Origin of the sequence: Streptomyces sp. RB17, assembly GCF_009604455.1 — a bacterium.
Taxonomy (GTDB): domain Bacteria; phylum Actinomycetota; class Actinomycetes; order Streptomycetales; family Streptomycetaceae; genus Streptomyces.
Genome location: NZ_WEGL01000010.1, coordinates 18,360 through 45,304, shown reverse-complemented (window position 1 = coordinate 45,304; position 26,945 = coordinate 18,360). Strand labels below are relative to the sequence as shown.

General features: G+C 68.2%; 21 protein-coding genes and 1 pseudogene. 14 read left to right on the top strand and 8 right to left on the bottom strand.

The features are described 5' to 3' along the window. Positions 1–48 precede the first annotated feature (48 nt). The 3 genes from SRB17_RS36380 to eccE form a co-directional block, all read right to left on the bottom strand. Positions 49–3,372, bottom strand: a complete 3,324-nt coding sequence (locus SRB17_RS36380; protein WP_323376878.1) for an SCO5717 family growth-regulating ATPase — start codon at positions 3,370–3,372, stop codon at positions 49–51. Between the two features lie 281 nt (positions 3,373–3,653). Next, positions 3,654–4,418 (bottom strand): hypothetical protein, encoded by a 765-nt coding sequence (locus SRB17_RS36375; RefSeq protein WP_228396475.1) that lies wholly within the window; start codon positions 4,416–4,418, stop codon positions 3,654–3,656. After that, positions 4,418–5,779, bottom strand: coding sequence for a type VII secretion protein EccE (eccE, locus tag SRB17_RS36370; RefSeq protein ID WP_153545105.1), 1,362 nt, complete (start codon positions 5,777–5,779; stop codon positions 4,418–4,420). Before eccE ends, SRB17_RS36375 begins: the two co-directional genes overlap by 1 nt. A 207-nt stretch (positions 5,780–5,986) precedes the next feature. Here eccE and eccB point away from each other — a divergent pair, with 207 nt between their 5' ends. The 3 genes from eccB to SRB17_RS36355 all read left to right on the top strand — a co-directional run bounded on the left by eccB (position 5,987) and on the right by SRB17_RS36355 (position 9,436). Continuing rightward, positions 5,987–7,507, top strand: coding sequence for a type VII secretion protein EccB (gene eccB, locus SRB17_RS36365; protein WP_153545103.1), 1,521 nt, complete (start codon positions 5,987–5,989; stop codon positions 7,505–7,507). A gap of 24 nt (positions 7,508–7,531) precedes the next feature. Next, positions 7,532–8,803, top strand: a complete 1,272-nt coding sequence (mycP, locus tag SRB17_RS36360) for a type VII secretion-associated serine protease mycosin (RefSeq protein ID WP_153545101.1) — start codon at positions 7,532–7,534, stop codon at positions 8,801–8,803. 108 nt (positions 8,804–8,911) lie between these two features. After that, positions 8,912–9,436 (top strand): hypothetical protein, encoded by a 525-nt coding sequence (locus tag SRB17_RS36355; RefSeq protein ID WP_153545099.1) that lies wholly within the window; start codon positions 8,912–8,914, stop codon positions 9,434–9,436. Positions 9,437–9,438: 2 nt separating this feature from the next. Here the strand turns inward: SRB17_RS36355 and SRB17_RS36350 are convergent. Continuing rightward, positions 9,439–9,756 (bottom strand): annotated as a pseudogene (locus SRB17_RS36350) (hypothetical protein); the annotation flags it as partial. A gap of 94 nt (positions 9,757–9,850) precedes the next feature. Beyond that, a complete protein-coding gene (locus tag SRB17_RS36345; RefSeq protein WP_153545095.1) occupies positions 9,851–10,204 on the bottom strand; it encodes a DUF4333 domain-containing protein in 354 nt (117 codons plus the stop codon). Between the two features lie 294 nt (positions 10,205–10,498). On the opposite strand from SRB17_RS36345, the gene SRB17_RS36340 reads away from it, so the two are divergent. The 3 genes from SRB17_RS36340 to SRB17_RS36330 are packed head-to-tail and all read left to right on the top strand — an operon-like array spanning position 10,499 to position 12,673. Continuing rightward, the gene (locus tag SRB17_RS36340; protein ID WP_153545093.1) at positions 10,499–10,804 is read left to right on the top strand and encodes a hypothetical protein; all 306 of its coding nucleotides are present in this window, start codon (positions 10,499–10,501) and stop codon (positions 10,802–10,804) included. 19 nt (positions 10,805–10,823) lie between these two features. Next, a complete protein-coding gene (locus SRB17_RS36335; protein WP_153545092.1) occupies positions 10,824–12,116 on the top strand; it encodes a putative T7SS-secreted protein in 1,293 nt (430 codons plus the stop codon). Between the two features lie 35 nt (positions 12,117–12,151). After that, on the top strand, positions 12,152–12,673 hold the full coding sequence (locus tag SRB17_RS36330; protein WP_194294244.1) for a hypothetical protein: 522 nt from the start codon (positions 12,152–12,154) through the stop codon (positions 12,671–12,673). A gap of 62 nt (positions 12,674–12,735) precedes the next feature. Here SRB17_RS36330 and SRB17_RS36325 read toward each other — a convergent pair whose 3' ends face one another. After that, entirely contained in the window at positions 12,736–13,452 is a 717-nt protein-coding gene (locus SRB17_RS36325; protein ID WP_153545090.1) for a hypothetical protein, read from the bottom strand. A 506-nt stretch (positions 13,453–13,958) separates the two neighbouring features. Here SRB17_RS36325 and SRB17_RS36320 point away from each other — a divergent pair. From SRB17_RS36320 to SRB17_RS36285, 8 genes are all read left to right on the top strand, one after another. Continuing rightward, entirely contained in the window at positions 13,959–14,396 is a 438-nt protein-coding gene (locus tag SRB17_RS36320) for a hypothetical protein (protein WP_323376875.1), read from the top strand. Positions 14,397–14,398: 2 nt separating this feature from the next. Beyond that, positions 14,399–16,186 (top strand): hypothetical protein, encoded by a 1,788-nt coding sequence (locus tag SRB17_RS36315; protein WP_153545086.1) that lies wholly within the window; start codon positions 14,399–14,401, stop codon positions 16,184–16,186. A 90-nt stretch (positions 16,187–16,276) separates the two neighbouring features. Further along, positions 16,277–17,503, top strand: coding sequence for a S8 family serine peptidase (locus SRB17_RS36310; protein WP_323377086.1), 1,227 nt, complete (start codon positions 16,277–16,279; stop codon positions 17,501–17,503). 143 nt (positions 17,504–17,646) lie between these two features. Further along, complete coding sequence (locus SRB17_RS36305) at positions 17,647–17,997, top strand: WXG100 family type VII secretion target (protein ID WP_153545082.1); 351 nt, start codon at positions 17,647–17,649, stop codon at positions 17,995–17,997. Between the two features lie 78 nt (positions 17,998–18,075). Continuing rightward, the gene (locus SRB17_RS36300; protein WP_153545080.1) at positions 18,076–18,375 is read left to right on the top strand and encodes a WXG100 family type VII secretion target; all 300 of its coding nucleotides are present in this window, start codon (positions 18,076–18,078) and stop codon (positions 18,373–18,375) included. Positions 18,376–18,488: 113 nt separating this feature from the next. Further along, positions 18,489–19,475, top strand: a complete 987-nt coding sequence (locus SRB17_RS36295; protein ID WP_228396473.1) for a serine/threonine protein kinase — start codon at positions 18,489–18,491, stop codon at positions 19,473–19,475. Positions 19,476–19,487: 12 nt separating this feature from the next. Then, a complete protein-coding gene (locus SRB17_RS36290; protein WP_153545078.1) occupies positions 19,488–21,683 on the top strand; it encodes a protein kinase domain-containing protein in 2,196 nt (731 codons plus the stop codon). 99 nt (positions 21,684–21,782) lie between these two features. After that, positions 21,783–23,897 (top strand): protein kinase domain-containing protein, encoded by a 2,115-nt coding sequence (locus SRB17_RS36285; protein ID WP_153545076.1) that lies wholly within the window; start codon positions 21,783–21,785, stop codon positions 23,895–23,897. Between the two features lie 61 nt (positions 23,898–23,958). On the opposite strand, the gene SRB17_RS36280 is transcribed toward SRB17_RS36285, so the two are convergent. Both SRB17_RS36280 and SRB17_RS36275 read right to left on the bottom strand, forming a co-directional pair. Beyond that, the gene (locus SRB17_RS36280) at positions 23,959–24,594 is read right to left on the bottom strand and encodes a hypothetical protein (RefSeq protein ID WP_153545074.1); all 636 of its coding nucleotides are present in this window, start codon (positions 24,592–24,594) and stop codon (positions 23,959–23,961) included. A 67-nt stretch (positions 24,595–24,661) separates the two neighbouring features. Then, entirely contained in the window at positions 24,662–26,944 is a 2,283-nt protein-coding gene (locus SRB17_RS36275; RefSeq protein WP_153545072.1) for a DUF6571 family protein, read from the bottom strand. Position 26,945: the final 1 nt, after the last annotated feature.

The following is a 26,945-nucleotide window of genomic DNA, read 5'->3' as shown; positions in this document are numbered from 1 at the left end:
ACAAGGGCGGCCGGTGCGACGAGCACCGGCCGCCCTTGGTCGTGCCGCCTACTGCTGGGGCGGGCCCTGCGGAGGCTGCTGGCCCTGCGGGGGCTGCGGGTAGCCGTACACCTCGGGCGACTGGGGCGGTTGTCCCTGCTGCGGCGGATACGGCTGGCCCGGAGCGGCCTGCGGGTAGGGCTGCCCCGGCTGCTGGGGCGGATACGGCTGCCCCTGCTGCGGCGGGTACGGCTGCCCTTGCTGCGGCGGGTACGGCTGCCCTTGCTGCGGCGGGTACGGCTGCTGGCCCGGGGCGTACGGCTGGCCGGGGGCCTGCGGATAGGCCTGGCCCGGCATCTGCTGGCCCGGCATCGGAGGGGCGGCCACGGGCGGCGGGTTGCCGTCACTGGTCCACAGGCCGTGCGCCTGCTGGTGCCGTACGAAGTCCTCGGCGACCAGTGCGGCGAGATTGAAGTACGCCTCGCGCGTCTTGGGCCGCATCATGTCGAGGTCGACCTCGGCACCGGCGGCCAGATGCTCGTCGAAGGGCACGACCACGACCGCGCGCGTGCGCGTCTCGAAGTGCGCCACGATGTCCTCGACCTTGATCATCTTGCCGGTCTCACGGACACCGGAGATCACGGTGAGCGAGCGGGAGACCAGGTCGGCGTAGCCGTGCGCGCCCAGCCAGTCCAGCGTCGTACTGGCGCTGCTCGCACCGTCCACGGACGGCGTGGAGATGATGATCAGCTGGTCGGCGAGGTCGAGCACCCCGCGCATGGCGCTGTACAGCAGGCCCGTGCCCGAGTCGGTCAGGATGACCGGGTACTGCCGGCCGAGGACGTCGATCGCGCGCCGGTAGTCCTCGTCGTTGAACGTGGTCGAGACGGCCGGGTCCACGTCGTTGGCGATGATCTCCAGACCGGAGGACGCCTGCGAGGTGAACCGCCGGATGTCCATGTACGAGTTCAGGTACGGGATCGCCTGCACGAGGTCACGGATGGTGGCACCCGTCTCCCGGCGCACGCGCCGCCCGAGCGTACCCGCGTCCGGGTTGGCGTCGATGGCGAGGATCTTGTCCTGCCGCTCGGTGGCGAGGGTGGAGCCGAGCGCGGTGGTCGTGGTCGTCTTGCCGACGCCGCCCTTGAGGCTGATGACCGCGATCCGGTAGCAGGACAGCACCGGGGTGCGGATCAGCTCCAGCTTGCGCTGCCGCTCGGCCTCCTCCTTCTTGCCACCGAGCTTGAACCGGCCGCCCGCCGCCGCGGGCCGCCCGCTCTTCGCCTTCTGCCGCTTGTTGTTGAGGAGCCGGTCCGAGGACAGCTCCACGGCGGCCGTGTAACCGAGCGGTGCGGCACCGGGGTTGGTCGGCTGCCGCTGGTCGTGCTGCACAGGCTGCGGCCACGCCGCCCCGGACCGCGGATCCACCGGCGCCTGGGGGGCCTGCGGGGCCGGGGGTGCCGCGGGTGCCGGAGGTGCCTGGGAGGCCTGCTGCCCCTCGGCCGCGGGTGCGCCGTCCGGGCCTTGCGGAGGCGGCGGGAAGCCATAACCACCGGCCGGATTGGGGCTGTTGGGGCTGGGCTGCGGGGCGGGGGGCTGCGGGAAGCCGTAACCGCCTGGCTGGGGCTGGGGCTGGGGGTTGCCGGGCTGGGGGAAGCCGTAACCGCCAGTTGTGTGGGGGGCGTTGGGGTTGGGCTGCGGGGCGGGGGGCTGGGGGAAGCCGTAACCGCCTGGCCGGGGCTGGGGCTGGGGATGGGGCTGGGGGTGGCCGGGCTGGGGGAAGCCGTAACCGCCAGTTGTGTGGGGGGCGTTGGGGTTGGGCTGCGGGGCGGGGGGCTGGGGGAAGCCGTAACCGCCAGCCGCATGTGGGCTGTTGGGGTCCGGCTGGGGGGCCGGGGGCTGGGGGAAGCCGTAACCACCCGCTGCGGCAGGGTTCGCCGGGTTCGGTTGCGGTCCCGGGCCCGCCGCCGGCTGGCCGGCCGGGTTCGACTGACCGGGCTGCGCGGCGGTGGGCGTACCGGGCTGGTTCGGCTGGTTCGCCTGGTTGGGCTGCTGCCAGGCGGCGGGCGCGGGCTGCGGGGCCTGCGGCTGGAACGGCGGCTGCTGGCCGGGCGCGCCACCGGGGCCCTGCGCGGGCGCCGGCTGCGGCTGCCCCGGCATCGGACCGGGCTGCTGCGCGGGCCACTGCGCCGCCGGAGCGGGCGCCGCGGGCTGGTAGGAGGGCGGCAACGGAGGCACCCCGCTCTGCGGCGCGGGCGGAGGCGTCCAGCCGGGCCGGGCGTCCTGGGCGGGCGCGGGCGGTACGGCGGCGGCCTGGGGGGCGCCAGTCTGCGAGGTGCCGCCGGGCTGGGCGCCGTTCTCCGGTACGCCGGGTTGAGGCGCGCCGTTCTGCACGGCGGCGTCGGTGGTGGCCTCGGTGGCGGCGACGGCGCCCTGCGCCACGCCGTCGGTGACGCCGGAAGCGTCGGACTCGGCGTCGCCGGACCCGGCGTTGGCGGCCCCGGCGCTGTCGGCGTCGGTGTCGGCGGCCGACCCGTCCGGAGCACCGTCGGTGTCCGCGGCCTCGGTACCGGCGTCGCCCTCGACCGTGTCCTCGACCTGGGCCTTGCTCTCGCCTTCGCCCTCGCCTTCCTCCTCATCGGCGTCGGGGAGGGCCGCATCCTCCCCGGAACCGGCATCGTGCCCGGAACCGGTGCCGTCCCCAGCACCGGCCCCCACGGAGACCACGTCAGTGGACGTCGCGTCCGCCCCCTCCTCGGCGCCCTCGGCGGAGACCACCTGCGCGGACGCCTCGGACGTGTCGCCCTCGGCACCGGCGGGGCCCGAGGTAGTACCCTCCGCCTCCGCGGCGCCCTCGTCGCCGACGCCGTCCCGCATCGCGGCCGCGCGCTCGGCGATCTCGGCGATCTCGCGCTTCAGGGCCACGGCGGAGAACCGCATGGTGGCCCCGCTCTCCAGGTCCCCGTTGTTCGTCTCCGGCTCGACCGCGGGCGCCGGTGCCTCCGGCTGCGCCTGCTGAGCCGGCGGCGCGGCCTGCGGCTGCTGCGCCTCGAAGCCCTCCGGCAACCGCGGCATCGGGACGGGGTTCCCGACGGGCGGCGCGGGCGGCATGGGCGCGGCGTAGGGAGCACCCTGGGCCGGCGGGGACGGCGGGGGCGGCGGCGCGTACGGAGTCCCCTGAGGCGGGGTGAACGGGGCGCCCTGCGGGGGTGGCGGGGGCGCCGGAGTCGACGAAGACGCACCGGACGCGCCCTGCGCGTTCTGCGTGTACCAGGCGGGCGGCGCGTAGTCGATGGTGAACTCGCCCGTCATCTCGATGGCGGACTCCGCGTCGGTCTGGTCGTCGTCGGGTGTGTCCCAACCCCCGCGGATCCCGTCCCGATCGCTGTTCACAGTTCCTCCTGGTGTGGTCGAACACCCTCATGCCGTGCTTGGGGGCGACCGTTCCTGTCGTACGATTCGCCGGGCTTCCCCCTGGGTCACCGGACCCCTGCGTCGCAGCGCGCGCACTGCCCGACCCCAGCCTAATCACCAAAGCGACGCCGCTGGCAGGCCCGTCTGCCCCTTCCTGCCCGTCCGACGCGTCACACCGGGCCGAAGACCGCCACAGCGGATGCGGATATACACCAAAACGTGACACGAGCGGTCGTGAAAAACCAGGCAAGTTGGACGTGTCAGTCCATCCGGCGTGCCACGCCCAGCAGTCCCGTTTCGGCGTCGGTCGCCCGGGTCACGACGTACTGCCGGTCCCGCTCGGTGCACCAGAGGCTCACTCCGTCCGGAAGCGTGGGCAGCGTCTCGAGTTCGGGGCGCGGAAGTCCCATCACTCGGCCGATCTCCACCGCTTCGTCCGGCGACACCCGCTGCACGCCCACCAGGCGCGCCTGACGCATCAACCGCGGCGCGACCGGGCTGAGATACGGCAGCAGGGTCAGCACGGACTGCCAGGGAGCCGACACCACGCGTCCGCGCGGCGGCCGCATGCCGCAGTCCCGCACCACCAGCACGGGTGTACCGGCCGAGGCGCCCTGCGGGGGCACACGGCCGACGTCGTACACCGCGAGGCCGTTCTGCCCGCCGCCCATGGCGTGCACCATGGGCATCCAGGCCTGCGCGCGCCCCGTCTCGACGGCCACGCGCGCGCCCGTCGCGGCCGCCCGCAGCGCCACGACCTGCGCGGTCCACAGGCCGCCGATGAGCACGATGTCGTACGGCGTCGGGCGGTTCACCCCGAGCACGGCGGGCTGGCCCTCGGCGTTGACGCCGACCACCACGCCGTCGTCGCCGATGGGCAGGGACAGCGCGTCCGCCTGCTCCACGGGCAGCGCGTGCCGCGGGTGACGGGGGCCGAGGAGGCCGAAGCCGGTGCGCAGCCGTTCGCCGAGGCCCGGCGTCGGCGAACTCGTGCGCGACGGCGTGGGAGAGGTCGACAGGGCCATCAGCGGGCACCTCCGAGCGGCAGGGTGGCCAGAACACCGGGGAGTTGTTCACGGTCCAGGCGGGCGAGCCCGGTCCGCGTCTGCCGTGCCGCCTGCTCCAGATTGCGCCGGGCGTCGGTCAGTTCCTGGTTGCTGCGGCCGGTGATGCGCACATGGCCGGTGATGGCCACGTTCTGCTGCGCGCCCTTGGCCAGGGTCAGGCTGAAGGTCGTCGCGAGGGCGGGGACCTCGGTCAGCTGCGCCACCAACTGCGCCAGCGAGCCGCCGGATCCGCCCAGTTGGGGCCAGCGGCGCACCCAGTACGTGGTGTGCCGGCGGTTGTCGCAGCGCCAACTGCGGCTGGACTCCTCGGTGCGGCGCTGCGGCGCCTCGCCGCGCCCGGCCTGGGCGGTCACCATGGGGTTGGCGCACGCGGACGTCGCGATGGCGGCCGTCAGCTCCTCCTCGGTGAGCACGCTCGCCCGGAACCCGGCGCCGGTCAGCCGGCTCGACAGATGCTCGGCCGAGCGGGTCAGGCACTTCTGCGCGCCCGTCAGTCCGCCGCCGCGCGCGGCCACCGCCTCCGGACACAGCTCGGGATCCAGCTTCAGCGCGATCCACGTGATGCGGACCGCCGGGGAGCCGGTCTGGGCCTGCAGCGGCGCGTAGTTGCTGACCACCACCGACTGCTGGGGCAGGTGCAGCGCGGGCGCGGGCTGGGTGTGCACGACGATCTGCGCCGACTCCAGCCGGATCCCGTCGACTTCGAGGGCGTCCCGGACCAGACCCACCGGCAGCGGTCTGCGGCCCCGCTCCGCGCGCAGCGCGCCGGCCTCCGACTCCACCTGGAGCACCGCGGTCAGGAAGCCGCCGTCGCCGACCATGCCGATCGGCCGCTGGTCGCGGTCGTCACCGCGGCTGTAGCTGTAGGTGCGCAGGGTCGGGTCGCACTCCACCGCCGGCGCGAGTCCGGCGTCGGTCCCCGGCGGCACCGGTGTGCTCGCCGCCCGCCGGTTGCGGGCCCGCAGGGCCAGCAGGGTGCTGAGCCATTCCGGCAGGGAGCGGCCCCGGCGCCGTACGACCGCGAGCACCACGAACAGCACGGCGACCGGGGCGACGGCGATCAGCGCGATCGTCCCCACGAGCCACCCGCACAGCACGAGCGCGCCCGCGATCTCCAGCAGCACCAGCCGCTGCAGCGCGAACGAACCGCCACGGCCCGAACGCGACTCCGGATGCGGCGCGAACGCACCCTGGTAGGCCGCCGGTGCCTGCTGGGTGATGGGCTGAGAGGAATCCGGGCCACGGGCACCCGACCGGCGCGCGCGACGAGGTCGTGATCCCGATTGCGATCGCGACCGGGTCCGCGTTGCGGAAGCCATCACTCCAAAACCCCCGAACTCACCCGGAAACCCTTTGAGCTCCGGTCCCTTCAAGCCGTGAGCACCCTACCCGTGCCACCAGCACCACCACGCAACAGGCATAGTAGGGGGCGGGTCTGACAGTCGAGTCACCAGAGGCAACCGAGGGCGGGGGACGGATCTTCACAGGTCCCCCACGGCTCCGCAACGGGGAGAGAGCGGACACAGATGGCATCACGGCGGGACGAACTCAGCGCCTACACCTTCGCGAAGCGCCGCACGCTCGCGGCATTCCTTCAGCCTTCGCCCTCCGGCTCGGAGGAGGGCGCCCCCAAGCCGCTGGGCGCACTGGTGCCCGGCCTCGTCGTCGGCGCCGTGGTCCTCGCGGTGTTCGGCGCGATCGGGATGTTCAGTCCGGCGGCGCCCAAGGGGTGGGACGACCCGGAGAAACACGTCATCGTCGCCAGCGAGTCGACGACCCGGTACGTCGTGCTGAAGACGGGCAAGCAGGTGCAGTTGCACCCGGTCCTCAACATGGCCTCCGCAAAGCTGCTGCTCAGCCCCGAGAACGACAGCGTCATCACCGTCGACGAGAAGGTCCTGGACAGCGGCAAGCCCCCGCACGGCGTCACCATCGGCATCCCCTACGCCCCCGACCGCCTGCCCGCGCCGGACGAGGCCTCGGCAGCCAAGCGCTGGGCGGTCTGCGAGCGCCCCGGCGCCGGTGGCCGGGCCATCCAGAAGGCGGCCTTCGTCCTCGCGAACAAGGAATGGTCCAAGACGGAGGGACCCGACCGGCTCAGCCGTGGCGATCTGATGTACGTCGTCGCGCCGGACGGCAAGACCCAGTACGTCGTCGACGCGCAGGGCACGGCCTACCAGATCGAGAACCCGGACGACAAGGAACTGCTCAAGGCCCTCGACACCCAGGGCCGCGCCCCGCAGCGCGTCTCCCAGGAGTGGCTCGCCACCCTGCACCAGGGCAGCGCGGTCTCGATCCCCCACATCCCGGGCACGCCCGGCGCGAAGGCCGGAGCCGGTCTGCCGGACCAGTACGACAAGGTCGGCGAGGTCATCAAGGCGTACGACGGCCACGCCCTCCGGTACTACGTCGTACTGCAGGGCAAGGTGGCTCGCGTCTCCGAGTTCACGGCCACGCTCCTGCTCAACAGCGGGCAGCTCGTGAACGTCGGCCAGGCCGGTGAGGCACAGCAGGTCAGTCCCGGCGCGGTCGCCGACAGCACCACGTTCGAGGGCGACAAGAACTGGCCGACGTACGAGCCGAGGACGGTGAACGACGGCTCCAGCGCCACCAGCGGCCGCAACACGGTCTGCAACGTCCTGCGCTCGGTCGGGGCCAAGGGCAGCACCACCCTGTCCACGTGGGTGGGCACGGACTTCCCCGCCCAGCTGCCCACCGGCTCCTCCAGCGGCTACGTCACCCCGGGCTCCGGCCAGCTCTACCGCCAGTTCCAGGGCACGGAGACCTCGGTCGGCGGCGTCTTCCTGGTGACCGACACCGGCCTGCGCTACGCCCTGCAGTCCAACAGCGACAGCGACAGCAACAACGAGGGCATCGGCACCTCCGCCAACAAGCGCAAGGAAGAACTGCAGGAGGCGAGGATCGCCCAGACCCACCTCGGCTACGAGAAGGTGACTCCCACCCCCGTCCCCATGGAGTGGTCGACGTTCCTGCCGACGGGCCCGCGCCTGTCGGAGGCGGCGGCGCGGCAGCCGCAGGGCTCCTAGCGCGGGGCGGAGGAGAACGGAATCATGCTGAAGGCGAAGGCAAGCACGCCGGGGAGCGCGGCACGGGCTGCGGCCCTGGCCGCTGCGACGGTCCTCACCGCGACCACGACGGTGATCGCCCTCCCCGCCGCCCCGGCCCTGGCGGACGACGGCCAGTGCACGTTCCCGTCGAAGCCGTACGCGGGCCGGCCGTGGGCGCTGCAGCGCGTCAACCTGGACGAGCTGTGGGCGCTGTCGACCGGCAAGGGCGTCCAGGTGGCCGTGATCGACACCGGAGTCGACGTCAAGAACCGGCAGCTCACCGGGGCCGTGGCCGCCTCGAAGGGCAAGAATCTGCTGCCCGCCCACAACTCCAAGGGCGAGAAGATCGACCGCGGCAACAACTCCGGCACCACGGACACGGTCGGCCACGGCACGCGCGTGGCGGGCATCATCGCGGCCCGCCCGATGAAGGGAACGGGATTCGTCGGCCTGGCCCCGGACGCGAAGATCATCCCGATCAAGCAGAACGACGCCGAGGGCGACGGCACAGCGGACACGCTGGCCGATGCGGTGACCTACGCGGTCCACGCCGGCGCGGGCGTCATCAACATCTCCCAGGACACGGCCAACGCGCTCGACCCGAAGGACTCGAGGCTGAAGGACGCCATCGACTACGCCCTGGCGCAGAAGGTCGTGGTGGTGGCCTCGGCCGGCAACGACGGCCTCGGCGGCAACGTCAAGGTGACCTACCCGGCGTCGTACCAGGGCGTCCTGGCGGTGGCGGCGTCCGACCGCAACAATGAACGGGCGCCGTTCTCACAGTCGGGAGAATTCGTGGGAGTCGCCGCTCCCGGCGTCGACATGATCTCCACGGTTCCGGGCGGCGGCCACTGCTCGGACAACGGCACGAGCTTCTCGGCCCCCTATGTGGCAGGCGTGGCGGCCCTGTTGAAGGCCAAGTACCCCAACTGGACGGCCCAGGAGGTCGTCGCCCAGATCGAACAGAGCGCGGAACGCTCGATCCCCGGCCACGACCGCCTGGTGGGCTGGGGCGTGGTGGACCCGGTGAAGGCACTGTCGGACGTGGACCCGGAGCACCCCGTCCAGTCCCCGCAGCCCGAGGGCGGCGTGTCCAAGGCGGAGGCCCCGTCGATCACGCCCCTGCACTTCGGCGAGACGGCGGAGGAACACAACAGCCGCATGGCGACCTACGTGGTCGTGGGCGTCCTCGTCCTGGTCGCCGGGCTGAGCGGTACGGCGGTGGCGGTACGGGACGCACGGCGTAGGCGCGGGAGGCTGCAGTCCGGGCGATGAACGCCCTGGACAAGCTGAACGTGCTGGGCCTGTTCCTGTCCGCCGTGCTGCTGGCCATGGCCTACGTGAAATCGGACCGGGTACGGGCCTGGCGCGCGCATCAGTCCATTGGCACCGGAGCTGCCCGACGGCGCCTTCGTCTTGGCGCGGATCCTCTTCGTGAGCCTCGCCTGCTATGGCATCTACACCGCCGTCCAGGGCTTCGGCGTCTCCGACCGCACGTCCTGGGACGACAGCGAGCTGACCAACCCGGTACGTCAGGCCACGGACGACCTGAACGGCTACCGGTTCACCGTCGACGACTCCGGCACGCCGCTCTACTTCTACGACTACGCGTCCCTGCTCAAGGACAAAGTGGTCGAGTACGCCGGCGGCGACGCCCCGCAGACCGGCGTGACCGTCACCCCGTCCGACGCCGATACGGCCGACGACGCGCACCTCACCGTCACGGCGGACGGCGCGGACGCGTCGTTCTGCACCCACCTCGAGCGCAGCCGCTTCAAGAAGGACGACTACTCCCCCGCCAGGGCCCAACGGTGGGGAGAGTTCACTGACGTACCGGGGAGACGGGATCGCAGTGACGACACAGAAGGGCGAGTGCTGACCCGGGGGAGTGGTGGGCGCGCCGGCTGACGTCACAGCTTGCCGAAGACCACTCCGCGCCAGGTCCAGCCGGACTTCAGGACGGTGTCGCGCAGCGGCTCGCGCAACTCGGCACTGTCGAAGCGGAAGCTCTCGGTCGCCTCGAGCCGACCGCTCTCACCCCGTCCGATGGTCCACTCGCGGCTCACGGTCCGGCTCGGTCCGCGGGTGTACTCCGACGAGATCTCGAGCCTCGTCGGCGTCCCGACCCGCTTGACCTCCCACTGCTCCTCAAGAGCGCGCACCTCGTGCGCCATGCGGTCCGGCCGCATCCGGATCCGCGCGCTATGACTGATCTGGGACTGCACGAAGATCGGCAGCCCGGCGGCTCCGTCGACCGTCACTCCGGTAGCAGGCCGCACTGTCGAAGAATCCCATGGGGTCGACCTGCGAAGAACGCCTCGGTCAGTTGGGCGCCGGGGAGGCCTTGTCATCGGCCTTGATGTCGAAGTTGATCTGGGAGCCCTGAACGGAAGTGACGGTGACCGTCACCCCCAGCGTGCTGCCGTCGTCCGCGGTCAGCTTGCAACGGGTGCTGGTGCCCACCTTCCCGGTGAGGTCCTCGGGGCAGGTGATGTGCGGCTTGGGCCGGCCCGTCTGCGCGGCGAGCCGCTCGGAAACCGTGGTGGCCAGCTTGGCGGCAGACACCTTCGGCTCGGACTTTCCCACGCTCACCGAACCCGAGCAGCCGGCGAGCAGTACACCGACGGTGATGGCCGAGAGGCTCCAGGCTGCTGCGGTAACGCGGCCCGTGGTCATGTGGGGCTCCATTTCAGGTGATCAAGCAAAGAGGGCAACCCGCAGGATACTTGCAGCCTCGCACCAGCAAAGACCGGGGCGTGATTCCATAACCCCTTCACGCTGTTCGTAACTCTTCCTCAATTATGAAGGAATAGCGTCAAGACTGCATCCAGGGCGTGAAAACCGCCCTTGCGGAGGAGATGTGACTCCGAATCAGCGGAGCTCGGCCGAGTGCTAGCCTGAGCTGGCTGGTCGCCAAAACCTGTGGTTCCAGCGGGAGTTGAAAAAAAGGAAGAGGAACGGGGGAATCTCGTGACGGCTGATTTGGGAGTTGGGCCGGGAGTTCTGAAGAAGGGAGCTTCGGACATCCTGAACTGCCTCACCCCGGTGGAGAAGCTGGACTTGGAGGGAGCGTCCGAGCAGGGCTCCGCGATCGGGAATGACGACGCGGCCGCCGCTCTGCTCACGTTCTGCGCTACCTGGCAGCTGGGAGGCCAGTACCTCGCCGACTGCGGGGCGACCCTGGCAGGCGGGCTGAACAAGGCCAACAACGACTTCACCGAGACGGACGAGGCCATCCGCGACGCGGCGAATTCGGTTAAGACGGAACTGGGTTAGAGACGGGGAATTCGAATCAATGGCAACCGCGCTCGGGTCGACAACGGATCCCAAGGAACTCGTCCCAGGAGACACCAAGAAGCTGCACGATCTCGCCACCACCCTCACCGGCTGGTCGAAGAAGTTCAACACGATTGGTGACGGTTTGCGGGATCTGAAGATCCCGGGTTGGACCGGTACGGCCCATGACGTCTTTTGGCCCGTCTTGGCCAAGGAGAAGGCCAACTGGTACTTCGCGGCCGACGCGATGTCGGACGCAGCGACCGCGGTCACGTCGTACTCCGGAACGCTGGGTTGGGCGCAGGGCCAAGCCCAGACAGCGATCGACCAGTGGAAGTCCGGGAATCACGATGCGGCGCAAACGACACTGGATTCCGCGCTCAAACAGCTCAAGTCCGAGGCCGACAATCTCACCAAGAAGCTGAAAGATCTCTCGGCGGACGCCGCCCACAGCCCTGGCTGGCTCGTGGCGCTCCGTTCACAGGTTGATGACCTCAAGTGGATGAAGGACCACGGGGTCGGGAAGACCAGCGAGAAACGGTGGAAGCAGGAGAAGCAGAAGTGGCTGGGTGGCGAAGCCGGCCGGTGGCGCCAGAACAAGGAGTGGGGCAAGGACGCTGACGGCAACTGGTACATCCGGGACAAGACCCCGCCGTCCGACGACGATGAGGCGGCAGGATCGGGCAGGAAGCCGAATCTGACGGTCAAGATCGCCGAATGGACGGGCAACGCAGACGTCTGGTCGGCAAACACTCCCGCCGGAAAGGCTTCGTGGGGTGGGGCCGACTGGCAGGGACAAGCCGGCGTCTCCGTGCTCGGAGTGAACGGAACGGCCGGTGCGAGCTACACCAACGGGAGAGTGCAAGCGGGCGTTTCGGGAAGCGCGTATCTGGCGCAAGCCACCGCGAGCGGCAGTGTGAAGTACGGCTTGGCCCAGGCTCAAGCCAACGGGAAGGCCTATGTCGGAGTCGACGGCTCCGCGAATGTCGGCGTCGGCAAGGATGGCCTGCACGCCGGCGCGGAGGCGTTCGCCGGAGCCAAAGCCACTGGGACGGTCTCCGGCGATGTCGCCGGTGTCGGTGCTGGTGTCACTGGTGAGGCATGGGCGGGCGTGGGTGCTTCGGCCGATGTCGACGCGGGAATGAAGGACGGCAAGTTCACCATCGGCGGCAATCTTGGAGTCGGTCTGGGTATCGGCGGCAAGGTTTCCTTCGATGTCACCGTCGATCCCAGCAAGGTGCTCAACTCGGTCGATGACGCCGCCGACGCGGTGGGTGACGCCTGGGACCACACGGTCGGTAGCTGGCTCTAGGCTGAACTGATGCTCATCAAGGAAATGGATTCACCATGACGACCACGCTGCCGGTCAAGATCTCGTTCTCGCTGCCGGATGGCTGGCAGGCCGCGCCTCCAGACGAGGTGGGAGCACCCGGTGCTGCCTTTGTCGCGCTCCATCCCGCCTCCATCGACGGCTTCACGGCAAACATCTCCATCGCCGGTGGGATGCGTAACGACAGTGCCACCATGTGGCAGATCGCCGACGAGTCGGTACAGAGACTGGGGCAGGCGGGGACCGTGGAGGTCCTCAAGAAGACCGAAGTGGGCACGCCGGACATCCCGGGGCTGACTGATGCTCCTGGCGTGGTCCAGAATCTCCTCCTGCACACCACTCTGAGGGGAGAGCCACTGGAATTGTTCCAGAGCCAGGTGTACCTCGGAATGGAGGACGTCAAGAATCCGGCCAATCGCGCGGTGATCGAACTCGTCCTCACTGCGAAGCCGACCCAGATCGATGCGGTACTCGAGGACTTCAAGACGTTTCTGCGGACTGTGCGACCGGCCGAGGAAGACCCCTCCGACCCCACCTAGAAGTCGCCATGGGCCCATTTCCAGGTGGGTCGGCGTCATCGAGCAAGGGGCATACCCATTGCTCAGGCGGCGGCCCAAGCCTGAGCTGGAATCCGATCCACGACATCACACAGGAAGTTCAGCTTCTCGTCGACGGCCTGCGGAGACAAGGTGCCCGTGTACCAGGTGAACAGTTCGTTGTTACGGATTTGGAGGGGGGACTTCTCGGCTCGGGGGTCCGAGAGCAGGAAGGGCACCACAGCACCGCTCAAGGCGCGTTGGACGAGATCACCATCCTTGGCGACGATCCGGAACTTCTGGTCGAATTCCGGTACGCCGAGCTGCATCCTGGCTCTCCGGTCGAGCACGGCGTCCAGGCGACTCGGAGGGAGTATCTCCAGGGACGGTCCCGAGCCGGGAGCCGTGAGGACGAAGACCGTCTCGATGATGGGCTGCTTGCGATCTACGGCGTCAGCGGATGCCATGGGATTGATATAGCGGTGCTCGAAGCACTTGAAGGGGCGGCCGCGGAACTCCCCCGTGGTGTAGTGCCAGGCGGTCAGATTGCTCCCCTTCCCCGGCATGGGCCCCACACCGCAATATTGGTCGATTTGGCCACCCGCGCGTGTCGCATATGTCCATCCACGTTCCGCAGCGATCCCGGAGAGCTGCTTGTGCTCCTGCTTGATCCGTTCTTCCTTCTTGCGTCCACGCGCAGACACGGTGAACACAAGGATGAACATGCCCGCGATGAAGGAGAACAGCAGTACCTTCACGACGATCCCAGCCAGTTGGTCCATGACCCCAGATTATGACGGACCTGGGTGACGTAAAGAGTGGAGCCTTCCGCTTGGTCGTAGGCATCTGGAGCGGTGGTGACTCTGCCGCGATTAGGTGGCTGACCTCCGCGACTCCAAGGGGAGCTGCAAGCGCGCAGGCGAGCTGCGTCGATCGGTCGCGTGTGTAAGTTCTGCGAAGATTGGAGCCGGCGTCATCGGGCCCGGGTCGATGGCGCTCAAGTCGGTGCAACGCCTGCGAATGTGCACGGCCAGTCACCCACTCATCCCTATCAGGCGGCCCCAAATCGGGCAAACTGCCGCGGCTGGTGCAGTCTCGTAACCGAGTCAACACATATGCATGTTGGACCCGTTGGGCAGGTTGACTACAGTGGTCAAGTGCTGTGAGTCGCGGCTTACTTTGCGATCGTACGGCGAGCGGACGATGACCGGGCTCGCCTCGGTCAGGGCCGATGGTGTACGGGGAAACGGGGAGGAGTGTCGTGCTTCCGGCAGACATGGTGGGGGGCGTGTCGGCGGCGAACCTCAAGGTCAGTGGTGACGCCCTGACGCAGTTCGTCAAGACGGTGGACAGCGTCCTGAAGGATCTTGAGGGGTCGGCCGGCAATCCGGCGCGAGTCGGTGAGCAGACGATCCGGCACACGTCGCTCCGCGGCGGGTCTGCAGCCTTCCATGAGGCCGACGCTCTGTACGGGACCTTCAACGCGGTCCACGAGGAGCTGACGAACCTTTCCAAGGCCCTGCATCTGCAGATCGAGGCGATCGGCATCGCCGTCAAGGGGGCCAACGGCACCTTCGACAACCTTGAGGAAGAGCAGCGTCGCAGATTCTACGAGATCCAGGCGGAGATCAGGCAACTCGATTCGCAGGGCGCCAAGAATGCCGGCGGCGGCGAGAACACTGGTGGCGCCACTAACACCGGCGGCGGCGAGAAGGGGGCGATCTGAGCATGACCGACAAGCACAAGGCGGACATGGATCGGGTCTCCGCCGAGAACAAGTTCACCGACTTCGCCCGGGGCCTCGGGGACCAGCCCAGTACCGGCGGCCTCTTTTTCAATCCCGTCGAGATCCTTCGCTCTGTTGCCAAGGCCACCCCGTACGGGCAGGCCATGGTCAAGCGCACGGAATTCGACAACTATGACCTGAACGCGATGCTCGACCTGGTGGAGCAGACGAACCCGGAGGACCTCGAGTCCTCCGGTCGGGCCCTCTGGGACGCGCGCGATGCCATCAGGAAGGCAGCTGAAACACTCAAGGGCAAGTTCGATACGGTTGTCTGGGTCGGCAAGGCGGGCGACGACTTCCGTACATGGGGCGACAATCTCGTCAAGCACGCACACGGACTGGCCGACTTCGCGGGCGGCGCCGGGGACTCGATCGCCACCGCTGCCGAGGGTCTGGCGTCTGTTCGAAATGCCATGCGGCTTCCCCGCGACACGAGAGCGGTTTCGACGCGACCCGAAAAATTCACGGCGGCCGAAAAGGCGGCGGACAAAGAGGGGTACGCCACTGCCGTAACGGTGGAGAAGCACCGCCAAGAGGCGCTCAACCAGATGAACCGCTTGGCGTCTTACTACGCGGTGTCGAACCAATCGCTGCAGGACTTGCACAAGAGCGCGCCTGACTTCGGCGGCCTTCCGAACGTCGGGGTGCCCAAGCCCGCTCCATATGTCGATTCCGCTTCGCAGGGCTCGGCGTCGCATGGTTCCGGAGCCCAGAGCCCAGGCGCGGTCGGAGCGCATCATGCGACGGTGGCCCCGGTGCATCACGCAGTTGTGCCCGACGCAAGTGGCACACCAGCACCTGTAGGCCATGCCGCGGACCGGGTTACGCACCCCGACGTGCCTGTTGGTACGCATATCGACACCACCGGTACGCTGCCACCGCCCACGACCACCACCCCGGGGCCCGACACTCCGCCGGTCACGGGCACGCCTCCCACAACCGGCGGCCAGCCCAATGTGTTCGACGGCGGTGGCTTCAGGCTTCCATTGCCCAATGCGTCCTCCGGCCGCGGCTTGAGCGGCGCGGGCGGGTTCCGCAATCCTCCGACCGCTCAAGGGCGGGCGAGTACGTCCGAGTTGACCAACCCGAGCTCCGGGCGTTCCACAGGGCGTGGGCCCATGGACCAGGTGGGTCGGGCTACGTCGACTGGCCAGTCCGCCGTCAGGGGCACCGGTACCGGACCAAGGAGCACCTCCCCCATGGGGCGAGGGATCACGGGCGGTACGCCACGCCCCGCAGGCACGGCGGCATCGAGTGCGACTGGCGGGCCGACCACCGGTGCCGGCCGCTCCAACGGAGTGGTCGGGGGGCGGCCCTCCAGTACGAATCCGTCGTCGAAGAACGGGTCCAGGATTCCGCGCGGCACGGTCATCGGTGGCGAAGAAGAGGCCAACTCCCGTCCCGCGACTGGTCGGCTTGGCCAGCGTGGTGTCGTCGGCATGCCCGAGTCCGAGTACACGGCGCGGTCCGGGGCGACTGGCTCCCGAGTCGGCGCGGGAACGCCCGAGGCTGTCACGTCGCGGCCGAGCGCACGCACGTCCGAGGCGGGAGCCGAGCGCAACGGCATGACCCGTGGTGGCACCGGTCTCACGCGCGGCGCAGGCCACAACGGACGGCCTGGCGAGGATCGAAGGACGGACGGGACGGCGCGGCCCGACTACCTGGTCGAAGACGAAGAGACCCACCTGCCGAACAGCCCCCGGCGCGATGTGCCGCCGGTCATCAACTGAACGCGAGCGAGGACATTCAACGCCATGAAGTCAGGGACCAGCCGACGAGCCGACCAGGCTGAGATCCGCAGGGCGCGCTGCGGAAGACGAGTGCGCGTGGTGGGTGCGGTAGTTGGTGCCCTGACCGTTGTGACCGTCGGTTTGGCCCCGAGTGCCGCCGCATCCGACGAACAGTCGAAGCAGTGGTACTTGGGCCCCATGCAAGCCGAACAGATGTGGAAGGTGAGCACGGGGAAGGGTGTCAAGATCGCGGTCATCGACTCCGGGGTGAACGCGAACACCCCGTCACTCAAGGGTCAGGTTCTGACCGATGAGGTCCCCAAGGCGGTGGCCTACCACGTGACGGACGACTACTTGGGTCACGGCACAACCATGGCCGAGCTGATCGCGGGTACCGGCGCGGGCGGTGGGCTGAAGGGGCTGGCCCCAGGTGCGAAGATCGTTCCGTTCCGCGTCAAGCTCGACGGCCTCAAGGGGGCGCAGGAAAAGGCCCGGACTCCGGATGTCGATACGGCACTGAGGGCTGCTGCGGATAGTGACGTAAAGATCATCAGTATCTCACTCGGCGGATTGGTCGCCAATGAGGATGAGGGTGCTGTCAAATATGCACTCTCAAAGGGCAAGTTGCTGATCGCGTCAGTCGGTAACGCGGGGAAGAACGGCCAAGTCGACTATCCCGCAGCGTATCCATACGTCCTCGGTGTCGCGTCTGTCGGCAAGTCCCTCACTGTGTCGGGCTTTTCCTCGAGCGGGGGCTATGCCGACGTGGCAGCCCCTGGTGAGGGATACCCCGGCTGGTGTGACGGCACCTTCCGCTCGTATTGCGACAACTACAAAGGTACGAGCCCGGCCACCGCCCTCACCGCCGCCGCCGCCGCCCTGATCTGGTCCGCACACCCCGACTGGACGCTGTACCAGGTCGAGCGGGCCCTTCTCGACACCGCTGGACGCACCTGGCCGAAGGACAAGCCGAGCAAGTACCTCGGCTACGGAGTCATCCGTCCTCGCCTGGTTTTGGCAGACAAGAACTACGATCCCGGCCCTGCCAATGTCGATCCGCTGCAGAAACAGGACGGACGTGAGTGGGAAAGCGTGGCCCCTGTAGCCCCCAAGGGCTCTTCTTCTCCTTCTGCATCAGCCTCGTCACAAGCCCAGGAGAAGGGTTCCACCGGCGCAACCTCGGCGGCAGGATCGAGCGCGGAGTCGTCAAGTGGCGGTAGCAGCAACACGACTTGGATCGCACTGGGCGCCGTTGGCGCGGTCGTCGTGGTCGGCGGCGGCGCTCTGGCCATCGCCCGAGCACGTCGAGCCAGGTGAGCCCCTCAACATCAACTGCCGTAGCAGCCCAGTGCCGTTCGGCCAAGGGCAGGCACTGCTCGCTCACCGCTCGAAGCATTAAGCACCACTGGTGAGCCGAAACCTTCACATCAACAACGGACACACGAAAGGCAGGGCCGACCATGGCCGGCGGAAAGCAGAAGCTCCAAGATGAAGCAGTAATCCGTCTCGAGAAGCAGATGCTCGAGAAGTACGAGAACATCCAGAAGCGCGTGCACGCGCTTCAGGGCGTCATCGACGGTCTCGAGGGCCAGTGGCAGGGTATTGGCCGTGCCGCGTTCGACAAGAAGCAGTACGAGATCAACCAGTCGCTGCGCAACATCGGCAACATCCTCGGCGACGTCATCGAGGCCATGACCACGACGCGCAACATCAAGGACAGCAAGGAAGACGAGGTCCGCGCGGCGGTCAACAAGATCGACCTCCAGGACGGCGCTTCCACCGTTCCGACGTCCTCCCTGAGCTCCTACTGAGTCGAGCGAGACACAGGACATCTGCCGGGCAACCGGCGCACTCACCAGCTACACACCAGCGAGACGAGGTAAACAGGCATGGCCAACAACGCTGAGGGCCTCTCAGTCACTTACGACGGGCTCGACACCGCGGCGACCAGCATCGGTAACCAGGCGAGCCAGCTCGAGTCGGATCTGCATGACCTGCGCAGCCTGGTGGTGAACAGCCTGCAGTACTGGGAGGGCCAGGCCCAGGGCACCTTCCACGAGAAGCTGCAGCGCTGGGACAAGGAAGCGAACGACATCCACCAGGCCCTGGCCGGCATCGGACACGTCGTCGCCCAGTCCGGCGGTACGTACATGGAAGGCGACAAGAAGGCGGCCTCCTACTTCCAGTAGGACACGGCTCGCAGAAGCAACTCCAGGGTGGGCGCGCGCGGGAGGCGCCCACCCTGCTGCTGTGCCGAGCGACAAAGGCCGGGCTGTCGAATAAGAGGGACAAAAGAGTGAGCATGCGCCCGTCAGGCAATGGACCGAGTACCCGAGGTACCCGGCAGATCGGCCCGTACACGGTGGTCACGCGGCTCGACTCCGGCCTTCCCGCGCAGACGCCCGTCCCCGAGCACCGCTTCATCGCCCGCAGCGCCGACGGCGACCGCACCGTACTGCTCAGCAGCCCTCTGGCGACGGCCGACCCGCACCGTTTCCTGGCCGAAGCCGATGCTTCCCGCTATCTCCTGGGTTCTTGGGTCCTCCCGGCCGTCGAACTCGCCGCCCCGGGCGAGCCTGCGTGGCATGCGCGTCCGTACCTGCCCGCGCTTCCGCTGCCCGTCGCCCTCGCCGTCCACGGCGGCCCGCTCCCCGAGCAGACGGTCCGGGCGCTGGGCATCGCGCTGGCCGAGAACCTCGCCATCATGCACGGCCAGAGCTTGACCCACGCGGGACTCTGCCCGGCCGCCGTGCTGATCGCCGCGGACGGACCCCGGCTCACCTGCTTCGGAGCGGTACGGGCCGCTGCGCCGGACGGCGCCGCACGGCAAGACGTACCCGGGCTCGATCCCGGCAGCCTGCCGCCCGAGCAGGCCGCGGGTGGACAGCCACGCCCGCTGGGCGACGTGTACGCGCTCGGCGCTACGCTCGCCTACGCCGCCACGGGGTACACGATGCCGGAACGTGAGGAGCTGCCGCTCGCGCTGCGCTCCATGGTCGCCAGGTGCCTGTCCCGGGACCCGGCACACCGGCCCCAACTCGCCGAAGTCGTCGACGAATTGGCAGGAGGCTGTCAACCGGACGGCCCCGTGGGTTTCGCTCCCCCTACGCATGCGGACACGTTCCTGAGCCCCGGTTGGCTGCCCGCCCGACTCGTCGCCGCCATCGTCCACCAGTCGGCGTCCGTCCTGGCCGCCGAGGTGCAGTTGCCGGCGCCGGTACTCGCGCATATGTCCTGGCCGCCCGGCGAAGCGCCGTCCCCGGCCCCCGTACCCCACCCCAGCCACTGACGACAAGAACCCATGCCGACTCCTCTCACCCACGACGACCCCGTTGCCCTCGGCCCCTTCCGGCTCATAGCCCGGCTCGGCAGCGGAGGCATGGGCACCGTCTACGTGGCACGCTCCGCCGGCGGTCGTACCGTCGCCCTGAAGACCATGCACGCCGCCATCGCCACCGATCCGGCGGCCCGCACCCGCTTCCGGTTGGAGGTCGATGCGGCCCGGGTCATCGGCGAGCAGTTCGGGGCCCGGGTCATGGACGCGGATCCGCTCGCGGAGACGCCCTGGCTGGCCACGGAGTACGTGCTCGGGCCGCCACTCGACGAGGCCGTCGAGGCCGGGGGACCGTTGCCCGAGCAGTCCGTACGCGCCCTCGGCGCCGCCCTGTGCTCGGCACTCGGCCAGTTGCACCGGTCGGACGTCGTGCATCGCGACCTCAAGCCGTCCAACATCCTCCTGACCGCCTACGGACCGAAGGTCATCGACTTCGGCATCGCGCGGGCGATCGGTGACGACCGGCTGACCAGCGCCGGCGCCGCCGTCGGTACGCCGGCGTTCATGTCGCCGGAACAGGCCACCGGGCAGGAGCACGACGCGGCCGGCGATGTCTTCGCGCTCGCCGGAGTGCTGGTGTACGCGGCGACCGGGCGCGGCCCGTTCGGGTACGGGCAGGCGGCGGATCTGCTGTACCGGGTGCGGTACGCGGAGGCGGACCTCAGCGGCGTACCGGCCGCGCTGGCGCCGGTGCTGGCCCAGTGCCTGGCCAAGGATCCGGGGGAGCGACCGACCACGGCACAGCTCGCTGTTCAACTCCACGACGGCACGGGCGAGTTCGCCGAGCATCTGCCGCCCGGGCTGCTCGCGGACATCGGGCGCCGGGCCGCCGACGTCTGGCGGCTGGTGCCACAGCGGCTGCCCGCGCCGGCGGGCGGTGGGGAGGCCGCGGTGGGCACCACGGCGGTCGGCCGTAGCCCGTCGCGCCGCGGGTTCCTCGCCCTCGGCGGCGCACTCGCCGTCGGCGCGGCGGCGGGCGGAGGCGCGTGGTGGTGGCAGGAGCGCACCCCAGCGCGGGCCGGCGGTGGCACGAACACGAAGAGCAGCAGCCACAAGACGCAGAACATCGAGCCGCTCTGGACGTACACGTTCGGCACTGTGCTCAATTCTGACTTGGGAGGGCCCGTCCCCCGGGCAGTCCGCGGAATGATCGTCATTCCCACGGGCGGTGGGACCCAAGGCGTCAGCCCGGAGAGCGGAGTCCGCAAGTGGGACAGCTACTTCGAAGAGAACAGTTGGCAGACGCTGGTGGTGGGTGGTCGGCTCTACCGGCTCTCGATCGGGGAGGAAAGCGACACCGGGATCGGGTCCGCCGTCACGCTCCAGACCGTCAATCCGAAGAACGGGAAAACGATCAAGGCCCTGGCCCGGTTCGCGGGCACCAACGACGAACTCCCGACACATCAACTCCTCAGCGTCACAGACCGCGTCGCGTACGTCGTCGTAGGCAAGGGGAAGTATGACGGAGGTGGCACCTTCTCGAAAGGGGAGACCTCCATCCTGGGGGCCGCCGACATCGAGACCGGCAAGCTCCTGTGGTCGAAGCCGCTGCCCGTTCGGTTCGAGTTGAGTACGAGCCTGCACTTCCTCGCCGCGCAGGCCGTCGGCAGCCGCCTGGTGACGCTGCAGCAGGTGGAGGACCAGACCGTCCACATCGTCGTACGGGATGCCTCGACCGGAGCAGTCCTGTGGGAGCAGCCGTACGGCATCGACGATGCGGAGTCCCTGCGATGCGTGATCGCCGCGAACAGCGATCACCTGTATCTCGGTGGCAGTCGGCTCAAGGCGCTGCGGCTGAGCGACGGGGCCGTGACGTGGCAGACTTCGACGGAACAAGCGTACGGTCCGCCGGTGCTGAAGGCAGGCATCCTGTACGCCGTGGGCGCCGGCGCCGGTCTGACGGCGGTGGACGCGCGCAGCGGAAAGGTGCTCTGGACCGAGCGCGGCGGGGAGGTGGCCGAGGCATCCACCGCCTGGCCGCCCGTCCTCGGCACCCGCTACGCGTACTACAAGAACGGGACCCTGCTACGCGCCATCAGCCTGTCGAACCACACGACTTCGCTGACGTACCAGACGAGCGGCAAACAGTTCTACGCGGACCCGGACTCGAAGCTGGTCCTCGGCGTGGACAGCCAGAACCTGACCGCGTATCCCCTCCAGTGATGTGACCTCGAAGCGGCGAAACACCGGCCATGCGTAACGGCGCAGGACGAGGCGTCGCCGTTCGGCCGCTCCCACCGCCCCCGGGCAGAAGGACCCACCATGAAACCCCTCGGTACCGGCGACCCTCTACGCCTCGGTCCCTATCGCGTGCTCGGCGTTCTCGGCGAAGGCGGCATGGGCAAGGTCTACGTCGGCCAGGACGGCGCCGGGAGCCTTGCCGCTGTCAAGGTGCTCAGGTCCGAGCTCACCCACGACACCAACCTCGCCCAGCGGTTCGTGCGCGAGGCGCAGGCCGCGCAGGCGGTGCGGAGCAACGGCATCGCGAACGTGCTCGGCGCCTGGACCGAGGGTGGACGGCCGTGGATCGCCACCGAGTTTCTCGCGGGACTCACTCTGGACCAGGCAGTCGACTCCTACGGACCGCTGGATGAGCCGGCGCTGCGCTCCCTTGCCACCGCACTCGCCCGGACGCTGGCCGACATTCATGCGGCGGGGTTCATTCACCGTGACCTGAAGCCGCCCAACATCGTGCTCACCTCGGCCGGACCGCGCGTCATCGACTTCGGCATCGCCCGACCCGAGCACGGGCTGACCCTCACCACGACCGGGCAGGTGCCCGTCACTCCGGGGTACGGTGCCCCCGAGCAGGTACTCGGCCGACGGGTGACTCCGTCGGCGGACGTGTTCTCGCTCGGCGCGGTTCTGGCCTACGCGGCAACGGGCAGACGGGCGTACGAGGGCTCGCATGTCGCGGCCGTGCAGTACGCGGTGGTGCACGGCGACCCACAACTCGACGGCATCCCACCGCATCTGCAGGCGCTGATCCTGCCCTGCCTGGCCAAGGACCCGGCCATGCGTCCTGCCCCGCCTCAGATCGTCCAGGCCATGGGGGCGCCCAAGGGGGCCGATCGGGTGTGGCGGCGTGGACCGGTCGCCGATGCCATCAGAGAGCGAGAGGCCGCGGCCCGCCGACTGCCCATACCGGTCACGACAGAGACGGCTCCCTCCGTCTCCCGCAGGCGCCTGCTCACCGGTCTTGCCACCGGAGGCGTGGCCCTGGCAGGCGGGGGCGGCACGGCAGCGTGGTGGTTCGGATCACGCGGTGGATCGAGGAGCACGAAGAGCGACCCCTTCGACATTCCACAGGCAGTGCCCGTCCCTGCGCAGAAGCTGGACCCCCTCGGCATCAAGGACCCGATCAACAACGACGCCCAGCCGACGGACCTCTGGGAAGTGCACGGGGAGGCGGACGCCTACTCCCAGACGCTGCTGCCGATCGGGGACGTCATCGTCTTCGGTGTGGCGACCGGCGGCATCGCGGGATTCGACATCACCAACGGCAAGCGCCGCTGGAGCGCGCCTCACCTCAGTACGAGGAGCGGCTATCTGCCTCTCTCCGGCCGGCTGGTCATCGGCGCCGATGACCAGGGCGTCCTACGGACCTTCGTGCCGTCCACGGGCGAACCCAAGTGGACGTGCCCGGCAGCGGAGGCGTTGGCGCTGCTCGCGGCCGACGACGACGCGGTGTACTTCGTGACGAAGGACCACAGGCTGCGCAGCGTGAACCGCTCCGACGCCAGGATCCGCTGGACGGCTGCCGTCCCCACGAGGTTCCGCGGGAATCTGCTCGCCCCTGCCGTTGCCGCCCAGGGCAGGCTGGTCATATCGGCTGCGGACGGCACCGTGCTCGTCGTGCACACCAGCGACGGCAGCACGGCCTGGACCCGCCTCGATCAGGACGAGGACCTCACGGTCAGCCCGGTCGTCCACGACGACACCGTGTACATCAACGGCAAGTCCATGGACGCTCGCCGGCTCAGTGACGGAACGAGGATCTGGAACACCAAGCTCGACGACTGGTCGACGGACGGGTACAAGTGGGGCCCCGCCGCGGTCTACGCGGACGCGGTCTACACGAACGCGGGTGACAGCACCAGGTGCCTGGGCAAGGACAGCGGCAAGGTGCGGTGGGAGGCCTCTCAAAACGCCAATTACGGGAGCCCTGTGGTACGGCAGGGCCACGGCGTCTGGACGTTCGGCAACACCAGCAACGGGTATGGACCCCAGCTGTTGATCAATGCCGTGCGGGCCTCGGACGGAAAGGACTCACGGAGCTACACGGTCCCCGATCCCGACTACGCTCGCCTGGCTGCCGCCGGAAACCGCGTTTTCGTCATGCACGACAGCTCGGTCATCGCCCTTTCGACGTTCTGAGCGGTGAGAGCATGACCAAAATTCTGCACAGTAACGCGGACCAGGAGAATGTCCTGCGCAATTACTGAGAGGTCACCACAGCCGGCAGATCGGCCTCGGAAGCGCACCCTGCCTCCTGCGCCAATTTGCGGGAAATGGAATTGAGAATCGTCATTCGGTCCTTGTTGGAACTGTCGCCCCGCAGCAGCCTGGCTGCGGTGGAATACAGCTCTGCCTTCACATATTTCGTATCGCCGATGTACGCATTCTTGGATGATGCTTTGGTGGTGCATTGAAAGAACAGATCGGCCCCATCGGGCCCTGCCTGAGCATACACGCCCAGCGGATACCGGCTCCGGTCGCTGCTGGATTCCTTCTGCGTGGCCGATGGATAGCTGCTCGATGCCGAGAACCGTATCTCGAGAAGCGGTTCCCCGCTGTTGTCATCCGTCTTGTACACCCAGCAGGCGCTTCGTTTGCGGTACTCGTCGTGCAGGTGCTCGACCGCGTTCCTCAAGGAAAACTTGCGCGGCTCACCTTCCTCGTTGGCTCCCGTACCTTCGTCGAAACGAGACGTGCCGGTCAACCGGTGTAGCGCTTCCGCGGCTGTGGCGTCGAGCGTTCCGTCGCAGATGTTGCTCGTGGCGGCACCCGTGCCCGACTCTTCCGTGTCGCCCTTTTTGGAGTTGTCTCCACAACCGCCGACGAGCAGTGTCACAGCAGCGATAAAAAGGGCCGTGCTGCGCCTACTGTATCCAGCCCCAGCTTGCATCTTCCATCCCTGATCAATCCTTGTACGGCGGTCGGCCTCGATAGTCGTTTTCATGTGATCCGGTACCCAAATAGCTACTCTTCACCTCTTGGACCCATTGCTGGTCGTCAGCCTTGTCCCTCGCCTCCGGGTGGCCCTTGAAGTACGAGTCATAGGTCGAACCAAGGTCGTCCGTTCCTTGGCCATAGAATTGGCGGCTGGTCATCTGCGAGGGGACAAGCGGATCGGACTCCGCGTCGTCCGTGGCTTTGTCGATTTGCTGTCCGAGTAGCGTGTTGGCCGCGTCGGTGGCCGTGTCCGCCGCGAGCGGGGCGATGAAGAGAGCGGCGGCCGTTGAGCCAGGGAGGGGAACGGCTGCCACACCTCCTGCGACGACTGCTCCGACCATCAGTTTCTTCCAGTCGGCCGACCGGCCCAGTGCCTTGTTGGCGTCTTCAGAATTCTGGCCGTAGGTCGTTTCTGCTTGCTGTACACGAGAGTTGTCCAAGATACCGCGGGATTCCGCACCCACTGTCATGATGTCTCGTGCGTGGTCCATGTTCGCATCGCTGGTCGGCGGGTGCGCATCCAGCATGCTCAAGGTGTAGAGGTGTTGGGCGGTCGTCACAACCTTGTGCGAGCTCTCGTCCTGTCCGAGAACGCTCAGGAAATCGATGGCTCCTTGGTTTCCGAAGTGTGCGCGCCCCGCGTACCGAGCGGGGAAGTCGCCTGCGTCCTTGCCGTGGTCGCCGATTCCAGAGAGTTCGCAATCGATGTCATCGATGTACGCACCGCCCATCTTGCCCAGACTGTCGGCGAGTTCGGGCTGGTCATGCAGCATCTTCGGCCCGTCCTCACCTCCGTAGAGATAGACGACCTGCTCCATGACCCCCGCCGTGGCCGCAGTGCGTCGGTCGCCCGCAACAACGTCTTTCGCGCTGGCGTCGGCCGAGTACCCAGTGGTGGCCGCTTCGAGGGCACGCCCCAGCGAGTCCCGTCCGGCAACGTAATCATGCTTGCCGTCGAGAGTGGTGTCAGACACCCAGACGCGTTCCGTGGTCAGGTACTTCAGATGGTCGTTGACCTCGGAGTCCTTGTTGACGGTGTCACCTGCGCCCTCGGGCTGTTCGAAGAACTGCGTGGACGCATCCGGGTTGTGGCCCAGCGCCTCCAGGAACCCGGTCACGGGGTCGCGGCCACGGTCGTTCTTGTAGCCCCAGTAATTGAGGTCGCCCTGGTTGGCGTTGTTGACCCAGAGGTTGATGCCCTCGCCGTTGACCTTCTTGTCGTACGCCAGGAGCTTGTCACCGTAGTCGTTGAGGAACTGGTCGTCGTAGTCGCCGAAACGCATGAGGTTGCTCACGACGGCGTACCCGGTCGGATTGCTGGCGTCGTCGATGCCGAGCTGGTCGGGACCCAGCTTGATCATCTGCTTCTCCCAGCTCTGCATCTTGTCGCTGTCGGAGAGCGTGGCCAGACCGATGGTGGTCCCGAGGTTCTTCTGAAGTTGCTTGGCCTGCTTGGCGCGGTCGGGGTCGTACGTGCCCTGGTAGGGATCGGCGATGCCGGCCCAGAAGGTGAGTACCTTCTTGGGGCCGACCTGTGTGGCGAATTCCTCCGCGAAGAGGGGATCGTTCTTGTACTTGGCCAAGGTGGAGTTGAGTGACGCGAGCTCTGTGGTGGTCACGTCATGCGGGTTCTTCGCGAGGATTCGGGCCATCCGGTCGGCGTCCGCGACTGCCTTGGCAGCTTCGTCCCGGTTCTCGTAGTGGGCGCTGGAGAAGCCGTACTTGGCCTGGTCGACGAGAAGTTTGAGCGCCTTTGCCGCCGTGTTGTCGCTTTCGGTCGCCTTGTTGAGGATACGTTGGATCTCGTTGCGCAGGTCGTCGACGTCCTTCTGGCTGACGGCGCTCGTCTCGCCGCTCGGATCGGAGGCCCAGTCGGGACGGGGATTCCCGGCGACGGTGAACGTGCCCTGACCGGTGTCGATGACGGTGCAGTACTTGTAAGGTGCGCGTTCGAGGGTGTCGTTCAGCTGGTCGCGAAAGCCGACGAGTTCGCCACGGGTGTCCTTGAGGATCTTCGTGATGGAGTCCGCTTGCGTGTGGGCGTCCGCGAACTCCTGCGCCGTTTTGTCGATGAACTCGCGGCTCACCTGGGCGTTGACGCCGGCCCAACGTGCTTTGTCGGCCGTGCCCTTGAGTTTTCTGCGGGCGTCGTCCTCCAGGGTCGCGAGATCCTTGGTCATCCTCTCCCAGTCGGTGATGGCCTCACCGAGCTGTGCGAAGTTGCCATGGCGCAACGCATCCAGATCCATT